Raw genomic sequence first — 23,727 nt, 5'->3', positions numbered from 1 at the left:
AGTATCTTTGGATATCCCGCCAGAAACAAACGAATTCTCGACCGGCGAAACTTGCATAAAACTCATGAATTACCGTCGCCTCACCCCGTCGATGTCGCTGCTGCTCGCATTCGAGGCCGCCGCGCGGCATGAAAGCTACACGCGCGCGGCCGACGAGCTGTCGCTGAGCCAGAGCGCGATCAGCCGGCAGGTGCAGACGCTCGAGGATCAGCTCGGCGTGCCGCTGTTCCGGCGCGAGGGCCGCTCGGTCAAGCTGACCGAAGTCGGCCGCCGCTATTTCGCCGAGCTGAGCGGCGCGCTCGGGCGCATTCGCGGCGCGACGCTGCAAGCGATGTCGCATCAGGCCGGCGCCGGCTCGCTGCGGCTGGCCACCCTGCCGACGTTCGGCTCGAAATGGCTGCTGCCGCACCTGCACGGCTTCTACGCCGCGCATCCGGGTGTGACCGTGCACCTTCATTCACGAATCGGCGCGATCGATTTTCTCAACGACGACCTCGACGCGGCGATCACCGTCGGCGCGGACGACTGGCCGGGCCTGCACGCGCACCGGCTGTACAACGAGTTCCTGATCGCGATCGCGCCGCCCGATACGGGGCGCGGCCGCAAGACCGACACGCGCACGCCGGCCTGGGCCGCGAAGCAGACGCTGCTGGGCGTGACGAGCAATCAGCAGGCCTGGGCCGAGTGGTTCTCGCACTATCGACTCGACCATCGCCAGATGCGCGTCGGCCCGAGCTTCGAGCTGACGTCGCACCTGATTCAGGCCGTGCGCGCGGGAATGGGGATCGGGCTGGTGCCGAAGGTGCTCGTCGAGGATGAATTGAGCCGCGGCGAACTCGTGTCGATCGGCGACGCGATTACCAGCCAGCGCAGCTATTACCTCGTCTACCCGCCGGGCAACGAAACGCTGCCGTCGCTCGTCGCCTTCCGCGAATGGCTGCTGGCGTCGTGCTGACACACGGCGCGTAGCGGCCCTCAGACGCGCCATTCGCCGAGAATCTGCTCGGCGAGGTAGTCGCACGGCGGGCGCGCGGACTGCGCGCTGCGCGCGAGCACGACTTCCATTTCGCCGAGCGGCGGCAACCCGTGGCTTTCCGACAGTTGCACGAGATGATCGGGAATACAGCAGCGCGCGAGCGGCGCGACCGCGAGCCCGGCCTCCACCATGCTCAGCAGCCCGAGGTGGCTCGGGCTTTCGTACGACATCCGGTATGGGATCTTCCGTCGATTCAGCGCTCTCACCGCGTGATCGCGCGCCATGCTGCCGCCGTGCGGGAAAAACGCCACCGGCAGCGGCCGCTCTTCCCACACGTTGCGCTTCGGCGAGCCGACCCAGACGAGCGGCTCCATCCGGATCAGCTCGCCCGTCACGCCCTTGATCCGCGTGAGGCACGCGAGATCGACCGTGTTGTCCTTCAGCATCGGCACGAGCGCGCGGCTCGGCTGGCCGATCACGCGCACCTCCACGCGCGGATGCATCGCGGCGAACTTGCCGAGCACCTGCGGCAGCAGCGACGAGATGTAATCGTCGGGCACGCCGATCGTCACGCGGCCGCGAATCTCCGGACGCACGACCGACGCCCACGCCTCGTCGCGCATCGCGAGCATCCGCCGGCCGTAGTCGGCGAGCATCCTGCCGTCGTCGGTCGCCGTGACGTTGCGCGTGTCGCGGATGAACAGCGGCTTGCCGAGCGCGTCCTCCAGCGTCCTGATCTGCATGCTCACCGCCGACGGCGACCGATGCACGGCCTGCGCGCCCTGCGCGAACGATCCGGAATCCGCGACGGCGACCACCATCGCGAGCACATCGAGGTCGAGCTTTTTCATGTCGATTCAGAAAAACTGATCAATCGATTCAGTTTATCCCGTTTTACTGTTCGCCTCCATCGCCGGAGAATGACCTGCGTCGGCACTCACTCGATGCAGGAAGCGGAAAACATGCACACGTCCGGATCGCTCTACGGGTTCCTCGTCATCGGCGGCATGCTCGCGGTCACGCCGGGGCCGAACATGGTCTACGTGATGTCGCGCTCGATCGCGCAAGGGCGCGCGGCCGGCCTCGTTTCGCTCGCCGGCGTGATGATCGGCTACCTGTTCTACATGTTCGCCGCGGCGTTCGGCATCACGACGCTGTTCATGAGCGTGCCCTATGCGGGCAGCGTGCTGGGCGCGGTCGGGGCGGCCTATCTGCTGTATCTCGCATGGCAGGCGGTGCGGCCGGGCGGCCGCTCGCCGTTCGAGGTGAAAACGCTGCCGAACGAGCAGCCGTTGCGGCTGCTCGCGATGGGCGCGACGACCAGCGTGCTGAACCCGAAGCTCGCGATGCTGTTCGTGTCGCTGCTGCCGCAGTTCATCGACTACGGGCGAGGCAGCGTGTTCGGCCAGTCGTTGTTTCTCGGCTCGCTGCTGATTGCCGCGTTCGCGTCGGCCAACGGGCTGGTGGCGATCTGCTCGAGCAGCCTCGCGAGGTTCCTGCACGGCCGTCCCGCGCTGCTGCTCGCGCAGCGCTGGGCGATGGGCGCGGTGCTCGGCGGCCTCGGCGCGGAGATGGTGATCGAGGCATCGAAGATGGCGGGCATCACGTAAGCGTCGTGCCGCCGCGCGGGCCCACACGATCGCGGGCCGCGCGCAGGCGACCGGTCGGCGTCACGCGGCCACTGCCTGCCGCTGCGCCTCCAGCTCGCGCACGAGCGGCAGCACGCGCTTGCCGAAGTACTCCACTTCCTCGATGAAATGCAGGAACCCGGCCAGCACGAGATCGACGCCGATCGCCTTCAGCGCGACGATCCGCTCGGCGATCTGCCGCGGCGTGCCGATCAGGTTCGTGCGAAAGCCGTCGTTGTACTGCACGAGATCCTCGAACGTCGATTTCGCCCAGTTGCCCTCGCCCTCGGGCGACGCCTTGCCGGCCTGCTTCACCGCATCGCCGAACGCGTGCACGGCCTCGACGTGCGCATGCCGGATGATGTCGTCGAGCACGGCCTTCGCTTCTTCCTCGGTGTCGCGCGCGATCACGAACGCATTGACGCCGATCCGCACGCGATGGTTGTTCGCGGCCGCCTTCGCGCGGATGTCGTCGATCTGCGCCTTCAGGTTCTCCGGCGTATTGCCGTTCGTGAAATACCAGTCCGACACGCTCGCCGCGTTGTCGCGCGCCGCGCGCGAACTGCCACCCTGGAAGATTTCCGGATGCGGCTTCTGCAAAGGCTTCGGGCTCAGCGTGTAATCGTTGAAGCGGTAGAAGTCGCCCTTGAACGTGAAATTGTCCTGGGTCCAGATGCCCTTGAGCGCCTGGATGAATTCCTTCGAGCGCCGATAGCGTTCGTCGTGCTCGAGCCACGGCTCGCCGATCGCGGTGAATTCGCCCTTGAACCAGCCGCTCACGACGTTGATCGCGATGCGCCCGTTCGAGATGTGGTCGATCGTCGCGAGCTGCTTCGCGACCACGGCCGGATGCCACGGCCCCGGCAGGATCGCGGCGAGCACCTTGAGCTTCGTCGTCGCATGCAGCAACGCCTGGCTGAACGACACCGACTCGTGCTGGTATTCGGCGCCGTAGCCGGCCGTGAAGCGGATCTGGCTCAGCGCGTAGTCGAAGCCGGCCGCTTCGGCCGTGCGCGCGAGCTTCTGGTTGTATTCGAGGCTCCAGTCGGTGCGCTGCTCGATCGTGCTGACGACGAGGCCGCCGCTGACGTTCGGCACCCAGTACGCGAATTTGACGCCGTCGGCGGAAGGGTCGGGAAGGCTCATGAAGGTGTCCTGGTCGAAGGGGAAACGAAAAAGCGGCTTACGCGGCCGCGGCGGAAAGTGCGTGCGGGCGCAGTTGCGGCACCGCGCGGCTCACGGCGAGCGCGATGCGCTCGCGCAACGCCGGGCTGGCGATCTGGTATTCGTCGAAATCGCTTTCGGACGCATACACGCCGATCGGCAGCGTGCGCGCCTGGAAGAAGCTGAACAGCGGGCGCAGCTGATGATCGATCACGAGCGCATGCCGCTCGCTGCCGCCGGTCGCCGCGAGCAGCACGGGCACGTCGACGAGCGCGTCGTGGCGCACGAGGTCGAACAGGTGCTTGAAGAGGCCCGTGTACGACGCGCGATACACCGGGCTCGCGACGACGAGCGCATCGGCGGTCTCGATCGCGCGGATCAGCTCATCGAGATCGGCCGGCACCTGCGCGCGCGTCAGCGCGCCGGCCAGCCGGCTGCCGATCTCGCCGAGTTCGATCAGCCGCGTATCGATCGGCAGCGCGGCGCCGAGCGCCGTGACGATCGCGTCGGTCAGCGCCAGCGTGCGCGACGGCCGCTGCAGGCTGCCCGATATCGCGACGACGTTGAGGGTGTGACTCATGCCATGCGTTCCCGTGGTGGAGCCGCGTGCAGTGCGGCGATACCGGTTCGGGTCAGCAAGGAGCGTGCCATCGGTGTGGGTGCATGGCGTAAAGGTCGTCTGCATCACGAAGTTTTTTACCATCGCCCGCCGGAACTGGCGCTCGGCCAAATGCGCGACGGTGGCAAGCGTTCCGGTTCGTGCGTCACATCGATATTCCGCAACGAGATGAATCCGGTGCAGCGGGCCTGCTGATGCGCTGCTGATCAGGCAGCAGCGCATCACGCGCGATAGCACCCGATTCGACGTTCGAGCGTCTCGGCGCCGCCGCGCTTCCGCGCCATTGCAGGTTCCGCAGCAATCGCGCTTTGGTTATCAGAAATCGATGCTTTTCGCGCGCGGCGAAACGTTCAACACTCTGCTGATCACGCAGCAGCCGCCCCGCATCGCCTCGTCATCCAACGGTTCATCGCCATGACTTCCATTTCCCCATCGCCGCGCCCGCTCAATCTTCGTGTCGTCACCGCGCCCCGCGACCTCGCCGAACATCAGGCCGAGGCGCCCGTGCTCACGCGGCCCGAACGTCACGCGCAGCCCTGTGCGCAAACGCAGGTGTTCGCCGATCCGCGTTCGCTCGCGCTGCTCGAACAGGTTCGCCGCGTCGCGCCGAGCGACGCGAACGTGCTGATCGTCGGCGAGACGGGCACCGGCAAGGAACTGATCGCGCGCCGCGTGCACGATCTCGGCGCCCGTCGCGACGGGCCGTTCGTCGCGGTGAACTGCGGCGCATTCTCCGAAACGCTCGTCGACAGCGAACTGTTCGGCCACGAGAAAGGCGCGTTTACGGGTGCGATCAACGCGAAGCCCGGCTGGTTCGAAGCCGCGCACGGCGGCACGCTGTTTCTCGACGAAATCGGCGACCTGCCGCTCGCGATGCAGGTCAAGCTGCTGCGCGTGCTGCAGGAACGCGAGGTCGTGCGGCTCGGTTCGCGCACGGGGATTCCAGTCGACGTGCGCGTGGTCGCGGCGACCAACGTCGACTTGCAGCAGGCCATCGCGGCCGGACATTTTCGCGGCGACCTGTTCTACCGGCTCAACGTCGTGCAGCTCGCGGTCCCGCCGCTGCGCGAGCGCCCGGGCGACATCCTGCCGCTCGCGCGGCACTTCTTCGACATGTACCGCGACCGGCTCGGCAGCGGCCCGCGCCGCCTCGATCCGCGCGCTGAGCGTCGGCTCGAGGCGCACGGCTGGCCGGGCAATATCCGCGAACTGGAGAACGTGATCCATCACGCGCTGCTCGTGAGCCGCCACGACGCGCTGCAGGACACCGACCTGCACATCGCGCCGCCATGCCGGCCGACCGTTGCCGCGCCAGCAGCCGATTCGCCCGCCGACGCACAGGCGGCGCTCGAACACGCGCTGCGCGACCTGTTCGACGAAGGGCACGGCAATCTCTTCGAACACATCGAGGACACGGTCATGCGTGTCGCGTTCGAATTCAGCCACCGCAACCAGATCCGGGCCGCGCAGTTGCTCGGCATCAGCCGCAACGTGCTGCGTACGCGGCTGATTCGCGCGAAGGCGATCGCCGCGCTGAAATAGCGGCATACGGCGCGCGCCGCCGTTCCGCCCCGGCGCGATCGCGTCGCGATCCGTGTCGCGACGTCCGAACCTGATGTATCGTGGCGCCAGGCGTACGCTTCGTTGCCCGCCCCGCATCCGGTCGTCGGTTATGCGATCGCCTGCGACCGGCAACCGCTCACGCACGATCCTCCGCAACACGAAAGCCGTCCGGCGCCCGTGCGCGTCCGGCCGAGCCCTGTTCACCCGTCCGGAACCCGTCGCCATGAAAAAGCTAGTAAACCGCCCGTCCGACGTCGTGCGAGAGATGCTGGAAGGCATCGCGCGGCAATCGCCGCATCTCGCGATCCTCGGCGACGAGCACGTGCTCGTCCGCCAGCCGCTGCCCGAGCCGTCGCAGCGGCCGGTCGCGATCCTGTCCGGCGGCGGCAGCGGCCACGAGCCCGCGCACGGCGGCTATGTCGGCGAAGGGATGCTGAGCGCGGCCGTGTGCGGCGAAGTGTTCACGTCGCCGTCGACCGACGCCGTGCTCGCCGCGATCCGCGCGAGCGCCGGCCCGAACGGCGCGCTGCTGATCGTGAAGAACTACACCGGCGACCGCCTCAATTTCGGGCTCGCCGCCGAGCTCGCACGCGCGGAAGGCATTCCGGTCGAAACCGTGATCGTCGCCGACGACGTCGCGCTGCGCGGCCGCGTCGAGCGCGGCCAGCGGCGCGGGATCGCCGGCACCGTGCTGATCCACAAGCTCGCGGGCGCCGCCGCCGCGCGCGGGCTGCCGCTTGCCCGCGTCGCGAGCATCGCGCGCGACGCGGCAGCCGAGCTCGGCACGATGGGCGTCGCGCTCGACGGCTGCACGATCCCGGGCGCCGACAAATCGGGCTTCAGCCTCGCCGATCACGAGATCGAGCTGGGCCTCGGCATCCACGGCGAGAAAGGCGTCGAGCGCCGTGCGCCGCTGCCGGCCGACGCGCTGGCCGACACGCTGCTGTCGAGCATCGTCGCCGATCTCGTGCTCGAGCGCGACGAGCGCGTCGCGCTGTTCGTCAACGGCCTCGGCGCGACGCCGGACATGGAACTCGCGATCGTGCTGCGCGCCGCGTTCGACAACCTGAGCCGGCGCGGCATCGTCGTCGCGCGCGCATGGGCCGGCACGTTCCTGTCCGCGCTGAACATGCCGGGCTGCTCAATCTCGGTGCTGCGGCTGAACGACGAGCGCGCGGCGCTGCTCGATGCGCCGACGCAGGCGCGTGCATGGCCGGGCGGCGGCATCGTGAACACACGGATTCGCGTGGCCGCGGCCGCGTCGCAGGACGCGCCGCTGCCGCCGCTCGACGCAGCCGGCCGCGCGTGGGCCGCGCGCCTGCAACCGGCGCTGCACGCGGTGGCGCAAACATTGATCGACCACGAGCAGACGTTGACGGATCTCGATGCGGCAGCCGGCGACGGCGATCTCGGCGCGAGCATGCGGCGCGCCGCGCAGGCGATCCTCGAACTACCCGACACCGCGTACGGCACGCCGTCCGGTGCGCTCGCGGCGCTCGGCGCCGCGTTGCGTCGCGCGATCGCCGGCAGCTCCGGCCCGTTCTATGCGACCGCGCTGCTGCGCGCGTCGCGCCGGCTGGCCGATATCGCCGAGCCGTCGCCGCGCGACTGGGCCGCGGCATTGCGCGCGGCGGTGGATTCGATCAGTGAACTCGGCGGCGCGCAGGCCGGCGACCGGACGATGCTCGATGCGCTGGTGCCGGCCGTCGACGCATTCGGCCGCGCGCTCGACGGCGATCGCGATCCCGCGAGCGCATGGGCGGCGGCCGTCGACGCGGCCGAGCGAGGCGCGCGGGAAACGGCACGCATGACGCCGCGCGCGGGACGGGCCAGCTATCTCGGCGAACGCGCGATCGGTACGCCGGATGGCGGCGCGGTGGCCGTCGCGTACTGGCTGCGCGCGCTGCTGCCGCACGTGCGGTAACGGGCGCGCGCGGCCGCGCTCAGACGCCCTCGACCAGCACCGCGCGATAGCGCGCGCCCTTGAACCGGTGCTGGACGACCTTCTGGTATTCGGGGCCGTGATACCACGCGTGCGCGGCCTCCTTCGACGGGAACTCGACGATCACGACGCCTTCCGGGCCTTCACCCTCGAGGGTTTCCTGCGGCCCATAAGCGGCGAGCACCTTCACCGGATGGCCGGCGAGGGTCGCTCCGACCTGGCTCGAGTAGAGGTCGAGCTCATGCTGGTCCTGCGTGCTTTCCCGTGTAAAGACGATGTAGGTCGCCACGATATGCGCTCCTGATGAAGGGTGAAAAAAGGGACGCCACGCGCCGCACACTCCGACGAATCCCGCATGGCTGCGCGCAGCTTACCGCCATTCGCCGGCCGGCGCTGCGGCGAGCCGGCCCTGGCCTCCGCCGGCCCCCCGCCACGGCGCGGGAAAACCCCGATCTCCACATCGTCCTATGACATCGGGCATCGCTAATTGGCGGGATTACTTTGATCCTCGTCGGCGCCCGCCCGGGCGCATGCTGATAGCGAGGACCCTCATGCGATACGTGCCATCGTGGACTTCCGTTTCCGCCGCGTCGTCGATTCCCGACGATACAACCACCCAGCGCGGCGACGAGCCGCACAGCCTGCCGCGGGTCGCGATCACGGCCGCCGCCCTCGGCAACGCGACCGAATGGTTCGATTACGGTATTTACGCGTACGGCCTCGCGTACATTTCCGCCGCGCTGTTTCCCGGCAACACGGCCAGCGCGACGCTGTTCGCGCTCGGCACGTTCGCGATCTCGTTCCTGATCCGCCCGCTCGGCGGCCTGTTCTGGGGGCCGCTCGGCGACCGGCTCGGCCGCAAGCGCGTGCTCGCGCTGACGGTCCTGACGATGTCGGGCGCAACCTTGCTCGTCGGCTTGCTGCCGAGCTACGCGACGGCCGGCTGGCTGGCGCCGGCCGCGCTGATCGTGCTGCGCATGGTGCAGGGCTTCTCGACCGGCGGCGAATACGGCGGTGCGGCGACTTTCATCGCCGAATACGCGCCCGATTCGCGGCGCGGCCTGTGCGGCAGCTTCCTCGAATTCGCGACGCTCGCCGGCTTCTCGCTCGGCGCGTTCCTGATGCTCGGCTTCGCGCTGCTGCTCGGCGATTCGGCGATGCATGCGTGGGGTTGGCGCCTGCCCTTCCTCGTCGCGGCGCCGCTCGGCCTGATCGGCTTCTACCTGCGCTCGCGCCTCGAGGAGACGCCGGTGTTCCGCGAACTCGAGGAGCAGGCGCACCGCCGCGAGAAAAGCGTCGCCGCCGCGCTGCCGATCCGGCTGCTGCTGGTGCGCTATGCGAAGCCGCTGCTGCTGCTCGGCGGGCTCGTCATCGCATTGAACGTCGTCAACTACGTGCTGCTCGCGTACATGCCGACCTACATGCACAAGGAGCTCGGCGTCAGCGAAAACATGTCGCTGCTGATTCCGCTGATCGGCATGCTCGCGATGATGGTGCTGCTGCCGTTCGCCGGCTGGCTGTCGGATCGCGTCGGCCGCAAGACGATGTGGTGGATCTCGCTCGTCGGGCTGTTCGTCGCGGTCGTGCCGATGTTCACGCTGATGACGCACGGCCCGCTCGGCGCGTTCGTCGGCTTCGCGGTGCTCGGCGTGCTCTACGTGCCGCAGCTCGCCACCATTTCCGCGATGTTCCCGGCGATGTTCCCGACCCACGTCCGGTATGCGGGCATGGCGATCGCCTACAACGTGTCGACGTCGCTGTTCGGCGGCACCGCGCCGATCGTCAACGACTGGCTGATCGGCAAGACCGGCAACGCACTGATTCCCGCGTACTACATGATGGCCGCCTGCGCGGTCGGGCTGATAGCGCTGCTGGCGGTGATCGAGACGCGCGGATGTTCGCTGCGCGGCGACACGCTCCCCGGCCAGCCGGGCTGACCCGCGCGCCGGCCGCGCCCGGCTTCCCATAAACGGCAACCATTGCATCGCCCGCCGTCCGGCAACGGACGGCGGGCGACGTGCATTTCGGGCCACCGAAGCCGCGGCCCGATTGTTGTCGTCCGGACAACACGATGTGCCCCCGCGCGGCGCTGTCGGCGTGTGTCGGCCGTCACTACAATCGTTGACACGCTCGACCGGAATCCGGGCGAACCGAAGCGCGGCCTTCACGATCGCGCCAGCGAGCCGCGCCGTGCCGCGCGGCTTCCCTCACTCGACGAACAGGACTACTGAACATGAACGCACCCATCCGCAACGTCCGACCGGTTACCGCCCGCCTGGGCAACGAATCTTCGGGCGAGCTCGTTTCGTCCCGCTACGCGGTGCGCATCGGCGACGTCGATGTCGTGCTGATCAGCGACGGCGTGCTGCCGCTGCCGACTTCCACCATGTCCACCAACGTGAGCGAAGCGGACCGCAACGCGTGGTTCGACGGCCGTTTCCTGCAACGCGACATGTTCGACTGGGCGCTCAACATCGCGCTCGTGCGCAGCGGCGATCGCCTGATCCTGATCGATTCGGGCGTGGGCGACGGTTTCGAATACTTCACGCGCGCCGGGCGCTCGGTGATGCGTCTGGAATCGGCCGGCATCGATCTGGCCGCGATCACCGATATCGTGATCACGCACATGCACATGGATCACGTCGGCGGGCTGAACGTCGACGGCGTCAAGGCGAAGCTGCGCCCCGACGTACGCATTCACGTGTCGGCCGCGGAAGTGGCGTTCTGGAAGAATCCGGACTTCAGCAAGACGGTGATGCCGGAAACCGTTCCGCCCGCGCTGCGCAAGGCGGCAGCGAGGTTCATGGAGCTCTACGGCGAACACGTCGTGCAGTTCGATCGCACCGTGGAAGTCGCCGCGGGCGTGTCGGCGCGGGTGACGGGCGGGCATACGCCGGGGCACTGCGTGGTCGACATCGCATCGAACGGAGAAAAGCTGACGTTCGCGGGCGATGCGATTTTCGAAGTCAACTTCGACAATCCCGACTGGCAAAACGGCTTCGAACACGATCCCGAAGCGGCGGTCGACGTGCGTCTCGCGCTGTTCAACGAAGCCGCGGACACCGGCTCGATGCTGGCTGCCGCGCACGTCGCGTTCCCGTCCATCGGCCATGTTGCCCGGGACGGCGACGGTTTCCGGTTCGTCCCGGTCGTGTGGGATTATTGAGTGACGGGCAATAGCCGACGCGCACCGTAGGCGATGCGACGACGGTTTTCCTGAACCGTACCTGCACCCGGACCGGCAAGAAAACACGCCGCCGCACTTGCATGCGGCGGCGTCGCCTCGCGCGCCGGAACGCGCATCAGGATCGCTGACAACTCACGCGACGGCCGAAATATTCCGCTCCGCTACCTCGTCCACCGCATCCTTCACGATCGCGACGATCTCGTCGGCTTCCGCACGCGTCATCACGAGCGGCGGCGCAAAGCCGAGAATGTCGCCGTGCGGCATCGCCCGCGCGATCACGCCGCGCTGCAACGCCGCAGCCGACACCTGCGCGCCGATCTTCAGCGCGGGATCGAACGGCGTACGTGCGTCCTTGTCGGCCATGAACTGGAGCGCGGCCAGCATCCCGACGCTGCGCACCTCGCCGACGAGCGCATGCGCGCCGAATGCGTCGCGCAGCTTCGCGCCGAAATACGCGCCGACCTCGGCCGCGTTGCCAACGAGGTTCTCGCGCTCCAGAATCGCGAGGTTCGCGAGCGCCGCGGCCGCGCATACCGGATGGCCCGAATACGTCCAGCCGTGCCCCATCGGCCCGTGTTCCTGCGAGCCGCGCGCGATCACGTCCCACACCTTCTCGCCGACGATCACGCCCGACAGCGGCGCATACGCGCTCGTCAGCCCCTTCGCGACGGTAATCAGGTCGGGCTCGATCCCGAAGTGCTGCGCGCCCATCTTCGAGCCGAGACGCCCGAACCCGCACACGACTTCATCGGAAATCAGCAGGATGTCGTGCTTGCGCAGCACGGCCTGGATCGCGGGCCAGTAGCCGGCCGGCGGTTCGATGATGCCGCCCGTGCCCATCACCGGCTCCGCGATGAACGCGGCGACCGTGTCGGCGCCTTCGCGCGCGATCAGCTTCTCGAGTTCGTCGACGCAGTACGCGACGAACTGCGCTTCGTCCATGCCGGCCGGCGCCTTGCGGTACCAGTGCGGACACACCGTATGCTTCACGCGGTCGATCGGCAGGTCGAAATGCTGGTGGAAGCTCGGCAGGCCCGTGAGGCTGCCCGTCACGATGCCCGAGCCGTGATAGCCGCGCTCGCGCGAGATGATCTTCTTCTTGTTCGGGCGGCCGAGCACGTTGTTGTAATACCAGACGATCTTGACCTGCGTCTCGTTCGCGTCGGAACCCGACATCCCGTAGTAGACCTTCTTCATCCCCGCCGGCGACCAGTCGATGATGCGCGACGACAGCTCGATGATCGCGTCCGACGCGTGGCCGACGTACGTGTGGTAATAGGCGAGCTGCTTCGCCTGTTCGTGCATCGCGTCGGCCACTTCGGTGCGGCCGTAGCCGATGTTCACGCAGTAGAGGCCGGCGAACGCGTCGATATAGCGCTTGCCCTGGTGATCCTCGATGCGGATGCCTTCGCCGCCGCGCACGATCTTGCTCGGCAGCGCGCCGGTCTCGTGGTCGTACGCGTGCGTCGACGGGTGCATGAAGTGGGCGCGGTCCTCGCGCAGCAGTGCGTCGATCGATTTTTGCATGATGTGCTCCTTTGTATGGGTCAGGCCGTCGCCGCGACGGGCAGGCCGAGATTGCCGAGGCAGAAGTACTTGGTTTCGGTGAATGGCTCAAAGCCTTCGGCGCCGCCTTCGCGCCCGAGGCCCGACGCCTTCATCCCGCCGAACGGGATCGGCGCGCCGGTGAATTTCACGCCGTTGATCGACACCATCGCGAAATCGAGCCGCCGCACGAGCTGGAAGATCGTGTCGACGCGCGTCGCGCACACGTAGGCGGCGAGGCCGTATTCGGTGTCGTTGGCCGTTTCGATTGCCTCGTCGAGCGTGTCGAACGCGCCGACGGCCGAGATCGGCGCGAAGTTTTCCTCATCGACCACGCGCATGCCGGGTGCGGCATCCGCGATCACGGTCGGCTCGTAGAACCAGCCGCCGAGCGCATGCGGCCGGCCGCCCGCGACGATGCGCGCACCGCGCGCCCGCGCATCCTCGACGCGCGCCACGGTCGCGTCGAACGCGGCCTGATGCATCAGCGGGCCGACGTCGACGCCCTGCTCGAACGCGGGCCCCGTCTTCAGCGCGCGCACCGCGTTCGCATACCGTTCGACGAACGCGTCGTACAGCGGGCGCGCGACGAGAATCCGGTTCGCCGCGCAGCAGTCCTGGCCGGACGTCTGGAACTTCGCGCCGACGGCGATCGGCACCGCCTGGTCGAGATCCGCGTCCTCGGTCACGATGAACGGCGCGTTGCCGCCCAGTTCGAGCGCGATCTTGCGAATGCCGGCCTTCGCGGCGGCTTCGGTCACGAGCCGCCCGACGCGCGTCGAGCCGGTGAAGCTCACCGCACGCACGCGCGCGTCGCCGACCAGCGTTTCCATCGCCATCTGCGGCTCGCCGAGCACGACGTTGAACACGCCGGCCGGGAAGCCGGCCTCGTCGGCGAGCTGCGCGAGCGCGAGCGCCGAGAACGGCGTTTCGTGCGCGGGCTTCACAACCACGGTGCAACCGACCGCGATCGCGGCCGCCGCCTTGCGCGTGATCATCGCGGCCGGGAAATTCCACGGCGTGATCAGCGCCGCGACGCCGACCGGCTCCATCACGGTGCCGAGATGCGCACCGTCGATATGCGTCGGAATCGTGCGGCCCGCGACGCGTTTGGCCTCGTTCGCGAACCATTCGACGAAGCTCGCCGCATAGCGGATCTCGCCGCGCGCTTCGGCCAGCGGCTTGCCCTGTTCCAGCGACAGCAGCGCGGCCAGATCGTCGACGTGACGCAGGATCAACGCATGCCAGCGCAGCAATGCCGCGCTGCGCGCCGCTTGCGATGTCCAGCGCCAGGTGCCGTACGCGCGCTGCGCGGCATCGACGGCCGCGACGATCTGCGCGCGATCGAGCATCGGCACGTGACCGATCACGGCCTGATCGGCCGGGTTCACGACGGCGACCGTCGCGGCACTGTCGCTGTGGATCCAGCGACCGTCGACGTAGCAGGTCGACTTGAACAGAACGGGGTGTCCGGGCAGCATGCTGCGTCTCCTCGTTGGTGGGCACGGACTTCATTGTGTCGCGCCGGCGCATGCGGAAATTTCGGTTTGCACGGCTGGAAATGCCGGTTTTTTCCGTATTGCCGCGCACCGGCGCGAACTTTCACAACCAGTCCGGCACGCCGCCGGAGGTGCACTTCACGACCTTCGTCACGATGTACGTGAAGTAGCGCTCGATGCCGAGGTCTTCCATCAGCAACGCATCGATGAAGCGCTGGTAATGGTCGATGTCGCGCGCGACCACGTGCAGCACGTAATCGACGCCGCCGCCCGTCGCGTAGCACTGCGCGACCTCGGGCGCCGCGGCCACGCGATCCTCGAAGCGCCGCATGTCGGGCGCGGTATGCCGCGACAGCGTGACCTCGACGACGATGCGGCTGCCGGCGCACGCGCCGATCCAGTCGACGTCCGCGCGATAGCCGCGGATCACGCCGCTTTCCTCGAGCTTGCGCACGCGCTCCCATGCCGGCGAAATCGACAGGTTCACGGCTTCCGCGAGTTTCGACTTCGTGATGCGCCCGTCGCGCTCGAGCAGGCGCAGGATCGCGAGGTCGTATCGATCGAGCTTGATCACGTCGTGCGCGTCCTCATACGGCCACCGGAATGTTGCGCTCGACGATGTCGGCCACCACCGCGATCGTGTCGCCGGGCTGCACGATGCCCGGGAAGTGCCGGGCCGCGAGCAGCCCGCGCCGCCGCGCGACGTATTCGATCGGCGTGACGCCCGTGCGATCGATGTCGTGCACGCGCGCGAGCACGTCGCCGGCGTCGACCTCGGTGCCGAGATCGCGGCACATCTCGAGCAGCCCGTGATGCTCGCTCGTCGTGAAGCACGAACCGTCCGGCATGTCGAGCAGCGTCGTCGTACGCGGCGCGTTGCCGTCGATCACGTCCTTCGCGATCACGCCCGCATGCGCGAGGAATCCATACACGCCGCGCTCGGCGATCGCGACGCTCGCGGCCGTCGACGTGCCGCCGCCGCCCAGCTCGGTCGACACGAATACCTTGCCGGCCTCCTCGGCCGCGCTGTCGTAAAGGCCGACGCTGTCGAGCTCCAGCATGCGCATCGAATACGGCGCGCCGAACGCGCGCATCGCGCGCTCGCAGCGCGCTTCCTGATCGCGGTCCGCCAGCACGTGAATCGCCGCGAACGGCACGAAGTCGAGCGTGCGGCCGCCCGCGTGAATGTCGAGCACGTGCGTCGCGAGCGGCAGCAGGTGACGCTGAAAGTAATCGGCGATCTTCTCGGTCACGGTGCCGTCCGGCCGGCCCGGGAAGCTGCGGTTCAGGTTGCCCGCGTCGATCGGCGACGTGCGGCAACCGGCGCGAAACGCCGGATAGTTCATGAACGGCACGACGATCACGCGGCCGGTCACGTCGGCCGCCTTCAGCGAACCGGCCAGCTTCGACAGCGCGACCGGCCCTTCGTACTCGTCGCCGTGATTGCCGCCGGTCAGCAACACTGTCGGCCCGTCGCCGCGCTTCACGACGGTCACCGGAATCATGATCGCGCCCCACGCGGAATCGTCGCGCGAGTAAGGCAGCTTCAGGAAGCCGTGCTGTTCGCCGTCCGCGTCGAAATCGACGGTCGGCGTAATCGGGGAAGCACGCATCGCCCTACTCCTTCACGAACAGCTTGCGCGGCACGTTGCAGAACGTCTCGACGCCGGTCTCGGTGATCAGGATGCTTTCCGTGATCTCCAGCCCCCAGTCGTCGAGCCACAGCCCCGGCATGAAATGGAACGTCATGCCGGGTTCGAGCACCGTCCGGTCCCCCGGACGCAGGCTCATCGTGCGCTCGCCCCAGTCGGGCGGATAGCTCGCGCCGATCGGGTAGCCGCAGCGGCTGTCCTTCTCGATGCCCGCACGGCGCAGCACCGCGAAGAACGCATTCGCGACGTCCTCGCACACGTTGCCCGGCTTCGCGGCCGCGAGCCCGGCCTCGATCCCTTCGACCACCGCGCGCTCGCCTTCGATGAAGTGCGCGGGCGGCTTGCCGAGGTAGACCGTGCGCGACAGCGGGCAGTGATAGCGGCGGTAGCAACCGGCGATCTCGAAGAACGTGCCGGCACCGCGCGCGAACGTCGAATCGTCCCACGTCAGGTGCGGCGCGGCGGCATCCGCGCCGGTCGGCAGCAGCGGCACGATCGCCGGATAGTCGCCGCCAAAGCCCTCCGCGCCGCCGATGCCGGTCGCATAGATCTGCGCGACCAGGTCGCTTTTCTTCATGCCGGGCTCGATCGTCTCGACGATGTGCGCATGCATCCGCTCGACGATGCGCGCGGCCACGCGCATGTACTCGATCTCGCGCGGCGACTTCACCGCGCGCTGCCAGTTCACGAGCGCGGTCGCATCGACCCAGCGCGCGGCCGGCAGATGCCGCTGCAGCGACGCGTACGCCGCCGCGCTGAAGTAGTAGTTGTCGAGCTCGACGCCGATGCGCAGCGTGCTCCAGCCGCGCGCCGCGATCACTTCGGCGGACAGGTAGTCCATCGGATGACGGGCCGTCGACTGCACGTAATGATCTGGATACCCGACGATGTTTTCGTGCGCCATGAACGCGGTGCGCTTCGCGCCGTTCGCGTCCTGGCCGCGGCCGAACCACACGGGTTCGCGGTCCAGCGCCAATAGCACGCACTGGTGCACGTAGAACGACCAGCCGTCATAGCCGGTGAGCCAGCCCATGTTGGTCGGGTCGGTGACGATCAGCAGGTCGATGCCGGCCCGCTCCATCGCCGCGCGCGTCTTCGCGATCCGCGCAGCATATTCGCTGCGATCGAACGCGAGACGCGGCGCGGCTTCGTAGGTTTCGATGACTGCGGCCATCTGTCTCCTCTCAGGTCGTGAGGTCGTTGTGGAAAATCGTGCCGACTTCCGCCGCGCGGGCGCGCTGCAGCGCAAGCACGGCAATGGCGGTGTCCTGCGCGCCGGTGCCGGTCAGATCGCAGATCGTGATGTCGTCGCGATGCGTGCGGCCGTCGCGGCGGCCGGCGATCACTTCGCCGAGTTCGGGGAACACGGCATCGGCCGGCACCACGCCGGCCGCGATCGCATGCGCGAGTTCGCCGGCCACGCGGGTCTGCTGCAACCGGTCGCAGAAGTAGTGCGCGGCGCCGAACACCGACGGCGCGAGTTCGGTCTTGTAGTCGGCGTCCGAACCCATCGCCGTCACGTGCAGCCCGGGATGCAGATCCTCCGCCTGCACGAGCGGCGCGCGGCTCGGCGTGGTCGTCACCGCGATGTCGGCGTCGGCGAGCGCCGCGTGCACCGAGCGCGCGACGATCGCGTCGATCCCGTATGCGGCACGCACGTCGGCCGCGAATCGCGTGGCACGCTCGGCATCGCGCGCCCACACCGTCACGTGCGTGATGTCGCGCACGAGCATCAGCGCGTCGAGCTGCAACCGGGCCTGCTCGCCCGCGCCGACGATCGCCGCGCGGCGCGCATCGGCGCGCGCGAGCCGGCGCGCGGCCACGGCGCCGGCCGCCGCGGTGCGCACGGCCGTCAGGTAGCCGTTGTCGAGCAGCACGGCCTCGGTCAGACCGGTGCGCGCGGACAGCACGAGCATCAGCCCGTTCAGGCTCGGCAGCCCGATCGACGGGTTGTCGAAGAAGCCGGGGCTGACCTTGATCGCGAAGCTGTCGAAGCGTGGCAGGTAAGCGGTCTTGACGTCCACTTCGGCGTGGCGCTCCGGCAGCGGGAGATTCAGGATCGGCGGCATCACGATGGCGTCGGTCGCCAGCGACGCGAACGCGGCCTCGATCTGGTCGATCGCGGCGAGATCGAGCGGCACCAGCGCGCGCAGTTGCGCCTGGCCGAGCAACGTGACGGGACGGGTCATGTCAGTTCTCCGAAACGAGCCGGCGATGGGCGGCCATGTCGATGTTCGCGCCGCTCACGACGACCACGATCGGGCCGCCGCGATCGCGGCGCGCGATCCGTTCATCCAGCAACGCGGCGAGGCCGACCGCGCCGGCGCCTTCGACGACGAGCCGTTCTTCCCGATACGCATGCGCGATGCCGCGCGCGATCGACGGCTCGTCGAGCAGCACGACGTCGTCGGCCAGCGCGCGCGTCAGGTCGAACGTGTAGCGGTTGTCGAGGCCGATGCCGCCGCCGAGCGAATCGGCCAGCGTCGGCTGCTCGGCGACGTCGACCGGGCGGCCGGCCGCGAGGCTCGCATGCATCGCGGCGCCGCGCGCCATCGATACGCCGATTGCCTCGACCGCCGGCCGGATCGCCTTCGCGGCAAACGCGACCCCGCTGAACAGGCCTCCGCCCGACAGCGGCACGACGAGCGTCGCCGTATCGGGCAGCGCCTCGAGAATCTCGACGCCGATCGTCGCCTGGCCCGCGATGATGCGCGGATCGTCGAACGGCGGCACGTACGCATAGCCTTCGTCGCATACCAGGCGCCTTGCTTCGGCCTGCGCGTCGTCCTGGCTGTCGCCGACGATCACCACGCGCGCGCCGAGCGCCGCGACCGCATCGACCTTGTTGGCCGGCACGAGCGACGACATGCAGACGGCCGCGTCGATGCCGAGCGCGCGCGCCGCGTACGCGAGCGCGCGACCGTGATTGCCCGTCGACGCGGTGACCACGCGCGTCACGCGCTGCGCCGCGAGTTCCGCGAGCGCGTTGGTCGCGCCGCGCAGCTTGAAGCTGCCGGTCGGCTGCAGCGTTTCGAGCTTCAGGTAGACCGGCGCGCCAACGCGCGCGGACAGCGCGGCGGATGCAACGAGCGGCGTACCGTCGGCGCGCCCGGCGAGGCGGCGGCGCGCGCGGTAGACGTCGGACAACGACAGGAAGGACATGGAACGCACGCCTCGCGACGAATGTGATGCGATCCAGTCTAATGTTCCAAATCGCGCTTTCGAATGTCCTGATACATTGCGCGCGACGTTGCGGCGCCGCCGCCGGTTCAGTGGAAATCGTTCAGGTGCGGATACTGTTCGAACACGCCCGCGATCGTCTCGAGCGCGGCGTTGCACGCGGCATCGGTGGTTTCGGCGCCGATGCACACGCGCACCGCGTTCGGCCGCTCCGTGCCGCCAACCAGAAACGGATCGGGCGACGTCACCGCGATCTTGCGCGTGCGCAATTCGCGCACGATCCGCTCGGCCTGCCAGTAGTCGGGCACGCGCAGCCATGCCGAAAGCGCATTGGGATGCGCGCCGAGCACATACGGCCCCAGCGCGGCCCTCACCATCGCCTGACGCACGGCGAGCCGCTGGCGCTGCAGTTCGACGAGCCGCCGCGCGGTGCCGTCGGCGATCCAGCGCGTCGCGATTTCCGCGATCGGCGACGTCGCCATCCAGCTGCTCACGCGCAGCACGCTTTCGACGCGCAACGCGAGCCGCCGCGGCATCGCGAGATAGCCGGTGCGCAAGCCCGTCAGCACCGATTTCGTCATGCTCGTGCAGTAGAAGCCGAGCTCCGGAATCAGGCTGGCGATCGGCGTGGCCGTCTTCTCGGGCAGCGGACCATACACGTCGTCCTCGATCACGTACACGCCGTAGCGCGTCGCGATACGCGCGATCGACCGCCGCCGCGACTCGGTCATCATCGACACGGTCGGGTTATTGAGGGTCGGCGTGCAGACGAGCGCGCTGATCCGCTCGCCGTCGCACATCTCCTCGAAATGTTCGGGACGGATGCCGTGCTCGTCCATCTCGAGCCCTTTCAGCGTAAAGCCGAGCACGTTCGCGGAGCCGATCACGCCGTGATCGGTCAGGCTCTCGCACAACACGGTATCGCCCGGCCCGACGATCGACGCGAGCGCGAGAAAGATCCCGTGCGCCGCGCCGTTGGTGACCAGCAGCGATTCGCGGTGCACGGGCATGTTCAGCGACGCGAGCCACGCGGCGCCGGCGTCGCGATGCGCATCGAGGCCGGCGATCGGCCGGAACGAGCGGATCCATGGCTGATCGTCGGCGCCCGCCAGCGCCGCGCACACGCTGCGCCACGCGGCATCGTGCTCCGGCGTGTGGACGATGCGGGCGATCGAGAAGTCGACCAGTTCGCGCTCGGTCGTATCGAGGATGTAGTTCGACATCGATTCGGTCACGCGCGCGGCCACGAAGCTGCCGCGGCCGACCTCGCAGCGGATCAGCCCCTGGCGCTCCAGTTCCTTGTACGCGTTGGTGACGGTCTGCACGCTGACGCCGAGGCTCGACGCGACGTCGCGCTGCGGCGCGAGCCGTGCGCCCGGCGCGAGCGCGCCGGTCTCGATGTCGCTGGCGATCGCCTTCACGAGCCGCTTGTATTTCGACTCGATGCCGTGCACGGCGCCGATCGCGTCGCGCCAGCCTGCCGATACCTCGGTCCGTCCCATCTCGATGTCTCCGTCATGGCTTCCGCATGGTCGCTCAGAAAGACACCCTGAAAATATTGTCCTAGTGCAATCGCGCGCGAAAGCAGGACGTTGCGGGTCGAAGCGGGCCGCGCAAGCGGCGTGCCCGGCATGCGCACGAGCCCGGCTCTCTTTATTGATCGGACGAATGTCGGGGGTCGGCTTCGCGGAATGCGGCACGTGCGGGCGTACTTCGCGTTGCCGGACAGTTCTCGTCCCGACTATTCAATATGGTCGCCGCGCCGGACATGCGCGGTTCGCGGGCGCCAGCCTTGCAGCTTGACCACGGCCGGCACGCCGCCTGGATTGCTTCACAGGGGCCGGCCGTGCCGCCTGTGATGTGTCATCCGGCCGGCAAAAACGATAGTTTGCTATCGAATGTTTTTGCCCCTATCATCTCGCCCATGACCAATCTGCACGACCTCCGCCTCGCCGTCAGCAGCCTGCTCGTGCTCACCGCGCGCAAGTGGCGCCGCACCAGCGACGGCGTGCTGACCGCGTACAACGTGTCCGAGGCCTGCGCGACGCCGCTCCTGATCGCCGGGCGCCTCGGCGAAGGCGTGCGGCAAGGTACGCTCGCCGAACACGTCGGCATCGAAGGGCCGTCGCTCGTGCGCCTGCTCGACCAGCTGTGCGCGGCCGGCCTCGCGCGCCGCGACGAGGATCCGCACGACCGCCGCGCGAAGACGATCTCGCTGACGGCCGCCGGCCGCGCAGTCACCGCGAAGATGGAGGAAGACCTGCGCGCGCTGCGTGCACAGGTGCTCAAAGGCGTGTCGCGCGCCGATCTCGAAGCCACGCTGCGCGTACTGAACGCATTCAACGCAGCCGACGCACCCCCTCCGGCTTCGCCCCCGTCCCACTCCGCCGATTCCGCGTCATGACCTATCCGAGCCTCCGCGACTGGCTGTTCTCGGGCAAAACATTTGCCGCATCGATGCTGGCGCTGTACCTCGGCCTGTATTTCCAGTTGCCGCGCCCGTACTGGGCGATGGCGAGCGTGTACATCGTGTCGAACCCATTCGTCGGCGCGACGCGCTCGAAAGCGCTGTACCGCGCGCTCGGCACCGCGCTCGGCGCGGCCGCCGCGATCTTCTTCGTGCCGCCGTTCGTCGAGACGCCGCTCCTGTTCAGCATCATCGTCGCGACCTGGTGCGGCACGCTGCTGTACCTCGCGATCTCCGATCGCACCGCGCGCAGCTACGTCTTCATGCTCGCCGGCTATACGATGCCGCTGGTCGCGCTGCCGACCGTCACCGACCCGTCCACGATATTCGACGTCGCGATCGCGCGCACCGAGGAAATCGTGCTCGGCATCGTCTGCGCGAGCGTGGTCGGCAGCACCGTGTTTCCGAACCGGCTCGCGCCGACGCTGATCGAGCGCACCGACGCGTGGTTCAAGGACGCCGCGTTCTACGGCCGCGAAACGCTGTCCGGGCATCTGGCCGGCAAGGCGCTGTCCGCGTGCCGGCAGCGGCTCGCCGCGACCATCACCGGCCTCGAGTTCCTGCTGAGCCAGCTGGGCTACGACCATGCGCATCCGCGCCTGCTCGCGCGGGCGCAGGCGCTCGCGGGCCGGATGCAGCTGTTCCTGCCGCTGATGTCGTCGCTCGCCGATCCGCTGGTCGCGCTGATGCGCGACCTGCACGTGCGCCCGCCCGCGCTCGACGCGCTGCTGGCCGACGCCGCGAAGTGGTTCGACGCGCCGCTGCCGGCCGTGAAGACCGGCACCGACGGCGACATGGCGCACGATCCGGTCGCGGACGACCTGCGCGCGCGCATCGCCGCGCTGCAGCCGCCCGCCAGCGCGCTGGCGAGCTGGGACGGCGCGCTGCTGTCGAATGCGCTGTGGCGGCTGCGCCAGGTCATCGACATCTGGCAGGATTGCCGCTCGCTGCGCGCGCTGATCGCGAACGAGTCGGGCGTGTGGCAGCCGCGCTACCGGCACTGGCGGCTCGGCGGCACCGAGCGCTTCTTCGATCGCGGGATGATGCTGTTCTCGACGCTGACCGTCGTGTTCGCGATCGTGTTCGCGTGCTGGCTGTGGATCTCGTCCGGCTGGCACGACGGCGCGGCCGCCGTCACGCTCGTGGCCGTGTCGTGCAGTTTCTTCGCCGCGCTCGACGAGCCAGCGCCGCTGGTGTTCAAGTTCTTCCTGTCGACCGCCGCGAGCGTCGTGTTCGCCGGCCTGTACCTGTTCGTCGTGCTGCCGCACGTGCACGATTTCGCGATGCTCGTGCTGATGTTCGCGGGCCCGTTCATCCTGATCGGCACGCTGCTGCCGCGCCCGCAGTTCAACATGGTGACGATGCTCGTCGCCGTGAACACGGCTACCTTCATCAGCATCCAGAGCGCGTACGAAGCCGATTTCTTCGTGTTCCTGAACAGCAACCTCGCGGGCGTCGCCGGGCTGCTGTTCGCGTACGTGTGGACGCGCGCGACGCGCCCGTTCGGCGCGGAACTCGCGGTGCGGCGCCTGCTGCGCTCGGGCTGGGAGGACGTCGCGCGCTCCGCGTCGACGCAGCCGCTCGACGACCAGCGCAACCACGCGTCGCGGATGCTCGATCGCGTCACGCAACTGCTGCCGCGCCTCGGCGCGTCCGACGATCACCGCCACCCGTCGATCGAAAGCTTCCGCGACCTGCGCATCGCGCTGAACGCGCTCGACCTGCGCCGCTCGCGCCGCCGGCTGTCGGGCGACGTACCCGACGCGATCGATCGCGTGCTGGCCGGCGTCACCGATCACTACGCGCGCTGCGCGGCCGCGAACGCGCGCCAGCCCGTGCCGCCCGCGCTGCTCGCGACGATCGACGACGCGCTGCGGCGTGTGGCCGGCAGCACCCTGCCGGGCGCCGCGCCGGCCGACGGCGCCGCCGCACCCGCGGTGCCGGCCGCGCACCGCCGGCTGCGCGACACGCTGCACGCGCTCGTCGGGCTGCGCCTGTCGCTGTATCCGGCCGCGGCCGCACAACCGCCGCAGGCGCCGGACGGAGCGCGCGCATGAACCGGCTTTCCACCTTGTCCTTCCGAGCGCGATCATGATCGGCGAAATCGATATCTTCGGCGTGTTCGTGCCGGCCCCGCTCGTGCTGATGCTGATCGCCTACCTGATCAACATCGTCGTGCGCGCGGCGCTCGAGCGCGTCGGCTTCTACCGCCTCGTCTGGCACCGTTCGATCTTCGACCTCGGCATCTACGTGTTCGTACTGGCCGCCGTCGTGATCGTGTCCCACCAACTCGTGGCTACCTAAC

21 protein-coding genes are annotated in these 23,727 nt (G+C 68.7%); 9 read left to right on the top strand and 12 right to left on the bottom strand.

The features are described from left to right. Positions 1-64: 64 nt before the first annotated feature. Entirely contained in the window at positions 65-955 is an 891-nt protein-coding gene (locus QZM15_RS19700; protein WP_060310015.1) for a LysR substrate-binding domain-containing protein, read from the top strand. A 20-nt stretch (positions 956-975) separates the two neighbouring features. Here the strand turns inward: QZM15_RS19700 and QZM15_RS19695 are convergent, their stop codons facing one another. After that, entirely contained in the window at positions 976-1,827 is an 852-nt protein-coding gene (locus QZM15_RS19695) for a LysR substrate-binding domain-containing protein (RefSeq protein WP_089465986.1), read from the bottom strand. Between the two features lie 111 nt (positions 1,828-1,938). On the opposite strand from QZM15_RS19695, the gene QZM15_RS19690 reads away from it, so the two are divergent. Then, positions 1,939-2,586 (top strand): LysE family translocator, encoded by a 648-nt coding sequence (locus tag QZM15_RS19690; protein ID WP_089466027.1) that lies wholly within the window; start codon positions 1,939-1,941, stop codon positions 2,584-2,586. 60 nt (positions 2,587-2,646) lie between these two features. Here QZM15_RS19690 and sfnG read toward each other — a convergent pair whose 3' ends face one another. Further along, positions 2,647-3,750, bottom strand: a complete 1,104-nt coding sequence (gene sfnG, locus QZM15_RS19685) for a dimethylsulfone monooxygenase SfnG (RefSeq protein ID WP_302107101.1) — start codon at positions 3,748-3,750, stop codon at positions 2,647-2,649. Between the two features lie 37 nt (positions 3,751-3,787). After that, complete coding sequence (msuE, locus tag QZM15_RS19680) at positions 3,788-4,348, bottom strand: FMN reductase (RefSeq protein WP_302107100.1); 561 nt, start codon at positions 4,346-4,348, stop codon at positions 3,788-3,790. Positions 4,349-4,801: 453 nt separating this feature from the next. Here msuE and QZM15_RS19675 point away from each other — a divergent pair, with 453 nt between their 5' ends. Then, entirely contained in the window at positions 4,802-5,929 is a 1,128-nt protein-coding gene (locus QZM15_RS19675; protein ID WP_302107099.1) for a sigma-54-dependent Fis family transcriptional regulator, read from the top strand. Positions 5,930-6,173: 244 nt separating this feature from the next. After that, positions 6,174-7,874, top strand: a complete 1,701-nt coding sequence (dhaL, locus tag QZM15_RS19670; RefSeq protein WP_302107098.1) for a dihydroxyacetone kinase subunit DhaL — start codon at positions 6,174-6,176, stop codon at positions 7,872-7,874. Positions 7,875-7,893: 19 nt separating this feature from the next. Here dhaL and QZM15_RS19665 read toward each other — a convergent pair whose 3' ends face one another. Then, a complete protein-coding gene (locus tag QZM15_RS19665; protein ID WP_059579480.1) occupies positions 7,894-8,181 on the bottom strand; it encodes a DUF1330 domain-containing protein in 288 nt (95 codons plus the stop codon). Positions 8,182-8,443: 262 nt separating this feature from the next. Here QZM15_RS19665 and QZM15_RS19660 point away from each other — a divergent pair, with 262 nt between their 5' ends. Both QZM15_RS19660 and QZM15_RS19655 read left to right on the top strand, forming a co-directional pair. After that, positions 8,444-9,829, top strand: coding sequence for an MFS transporter (locus QZM15_RS19660; RefSeq protein WP_302107097.1), 1,386 nt, complete (start codon positions 8,444-8,446; stop codon positions 9,827-9,829). A 296-nt stretch (positions 9,830-10,125) separates the two neighbouring features. Then, the gene (locus QZM15_RS19655) at positions 10,126-11,058 is read left to right on the top strand and encodes an MBL fold metallo-hydrolase (RefSeq protein ID WP_302107096.1); all 933 of its coding nucleotides are present in this window, start codon (positions 10,126-10,128) and stop codon (positions 11,056-11,058) included. Positions 11,059-11,211: 153 nt separating this feature from the next. On the opposite strand, the gene QZM15_RS19650 is transcribed toward QZM15_RS19655, so the two are convergent. The 8 genes from QZM15_RS19650 to QZM15_RS19615 all read right to left on the bottom strand — a co-directional run bounded on the left by QZM15_RS19650 (position 11,212) and on the right by QZM15_RS19615 (position 20,457). Then, positions 11,212-12,606, bottom strand: a complete 1,395-nt coding sequence (locus tag QZM15_RS19650) for an aspartate aminotransferase family protein (RefSeq protein WP_302107095.1) — start codon at positions 12,604-12,606, stop codon at positions 11,212-11,214. A gap of 20 nt (positions 12,607-12,626) precedes the next feature. Then, positions 12,627-14,105, bottom strand: coding sequence for an NAD-dependent succinate-semialdehyde dehydrogenase (locus QZM15_RS19645; RefSeq protein ID WP_302107094.1), 1,479 nt, complete (start codon positions 14,103-14,105; stop codon positions 12,627-12,629). 121 nt (positions 14,106-14,226) lie between these two features. After that, positions 14,227-14,697, bottom strand: a complete 471-nt coding sequence (locus QZM15_RS19640; protein WP_226224457.1) for an Lrp/AsnC family transcriptional regulator — start codon at positions 14,695-14,697, stop codon at positions 14,227-14,229. Between the two features lie 13 nt (positions 14,698-14,710). Next, positions 14,711-15,736 (bottom strand): N(2)-acetyl-L-2,4-diaminobutanoate deacetylase DoeB, encoded by a 1,026-nt coding sequence (gene doeB / locus QZM15_RS19635; protein WP_059641092.1) that lies wholly within the window; start codon positions 15,734-15,736, stop codon positions 14,711-14,713. 4 nt (positions 15,737-15,740) lie between these two features. Continuing rightward, positions 15,741-16,949: an ectoine hydrolase DoeA gene (gene doeA, locus QZM15_RS19630; RefSeq protein ID WP_302107093.1), complete on the bottom strand. Its 1,209-nt coding sequence runs from the start codon at positions 16,947-16,949 to the stop codon at positions 15,741-15,743. 10 nt (positions 16,950-16,959) lie between these two features. Next, positions 16,960-17,964, bottom strand: coding sequence for a cyclodeaminase (locus QZM15_RS19625; protein ID WP_226224458.1), 1,005 nt, complete (start codon positions 17,962-17,964; stop codon positions 16,960-16,962). A gap of 1 nt (position 17,965) precedes the next feature. Further along, a complete protein-coding gene (eutB, locus tag QZM15_RS19620; protein WP_302107092.1) occupies positions 17,966-18,937 on the bottom strand; it encodes a hydroxyectoine utilization dehydratase EutB in 972 nt (323 codons plus the stop codon). Positions 18,938-19,044: 107 nt separating this feature from the next. Continuing rightward, positions 19,045-20,457 (bottom strand): PLP-dependent aminotransferase family protein, encoded by a 1,413-nt coding sequence (locus QZM15_RS19615; protein WP_226224462.1) that lies wholly within the window; start codon positions 20,455-20,457, stop codon positions 19,045-19,047. Positions 20,458-20,879: 422 nt separating this feature from the next. Here QZM15_RS19615 and QZM15_RS19610 point away from each other — a divergent pair, with 422 nt between their 5' ends. The 3 genes from QZM15_RS19610 to QZM15_RS19600 are packed head-to-tail and all read left to right on the top strand — an operon-like array spanning position 20,880 to position 23,726. Continuing rightward, positions 20,880-21,359: a MarR family winged helix-turn-helix transcriptional regulator gene (locus QZM15_RS19610; protein ID WP_059641102.1), complete on the top strand. Its 480-nt coding sequence runs from the start codon at positions 20,880-20,882 to the stop codon at positions 21,357-21,359. Next, a complete protein-coding gene (locus tag QZM15_RS19605) occupies positions 21,356-23,479 on the top strand; it encodes an FUSC family protein (protein WP_226224463.1) in 2,124 nt (707 codons plus the stop codon). Before QZM15_RS19610 ends, QZM15_RS19605 begins: the two co-directional genes overlap by 4 nt. A 34-nt stretch (positions 23,480-23,513) precedes the next feature. Further along, on the top strand, positions 23,514-23,726 hold the full coding sequence (locus tag QZM15_RS19600) for a DUF1656 domain-containing protein (protein WP_060967252.1): 213 nt from the start codon (positions 23,514-23,516) through the stop codon (positions 23,724-23,726). The last annotated feature ends 1 nt before the right edge of the window (position 23,727 follow it).

Source organism: Burkholderia sp. AU44665, assembly GCF_030504405.1.
GTDB classification, from domain to species: Bacteria; Pseudomonadota; Gammaproteobacteria; order Burkholderiales; family Burkholderiaceae; genus Burkholderia; species Burkholderia semiarida.
The sequence above is the reverse complement of the archived record's forward strand: the minus strand, read 5'-3'. Positions and strand labels throughout refer to the sequence as shown.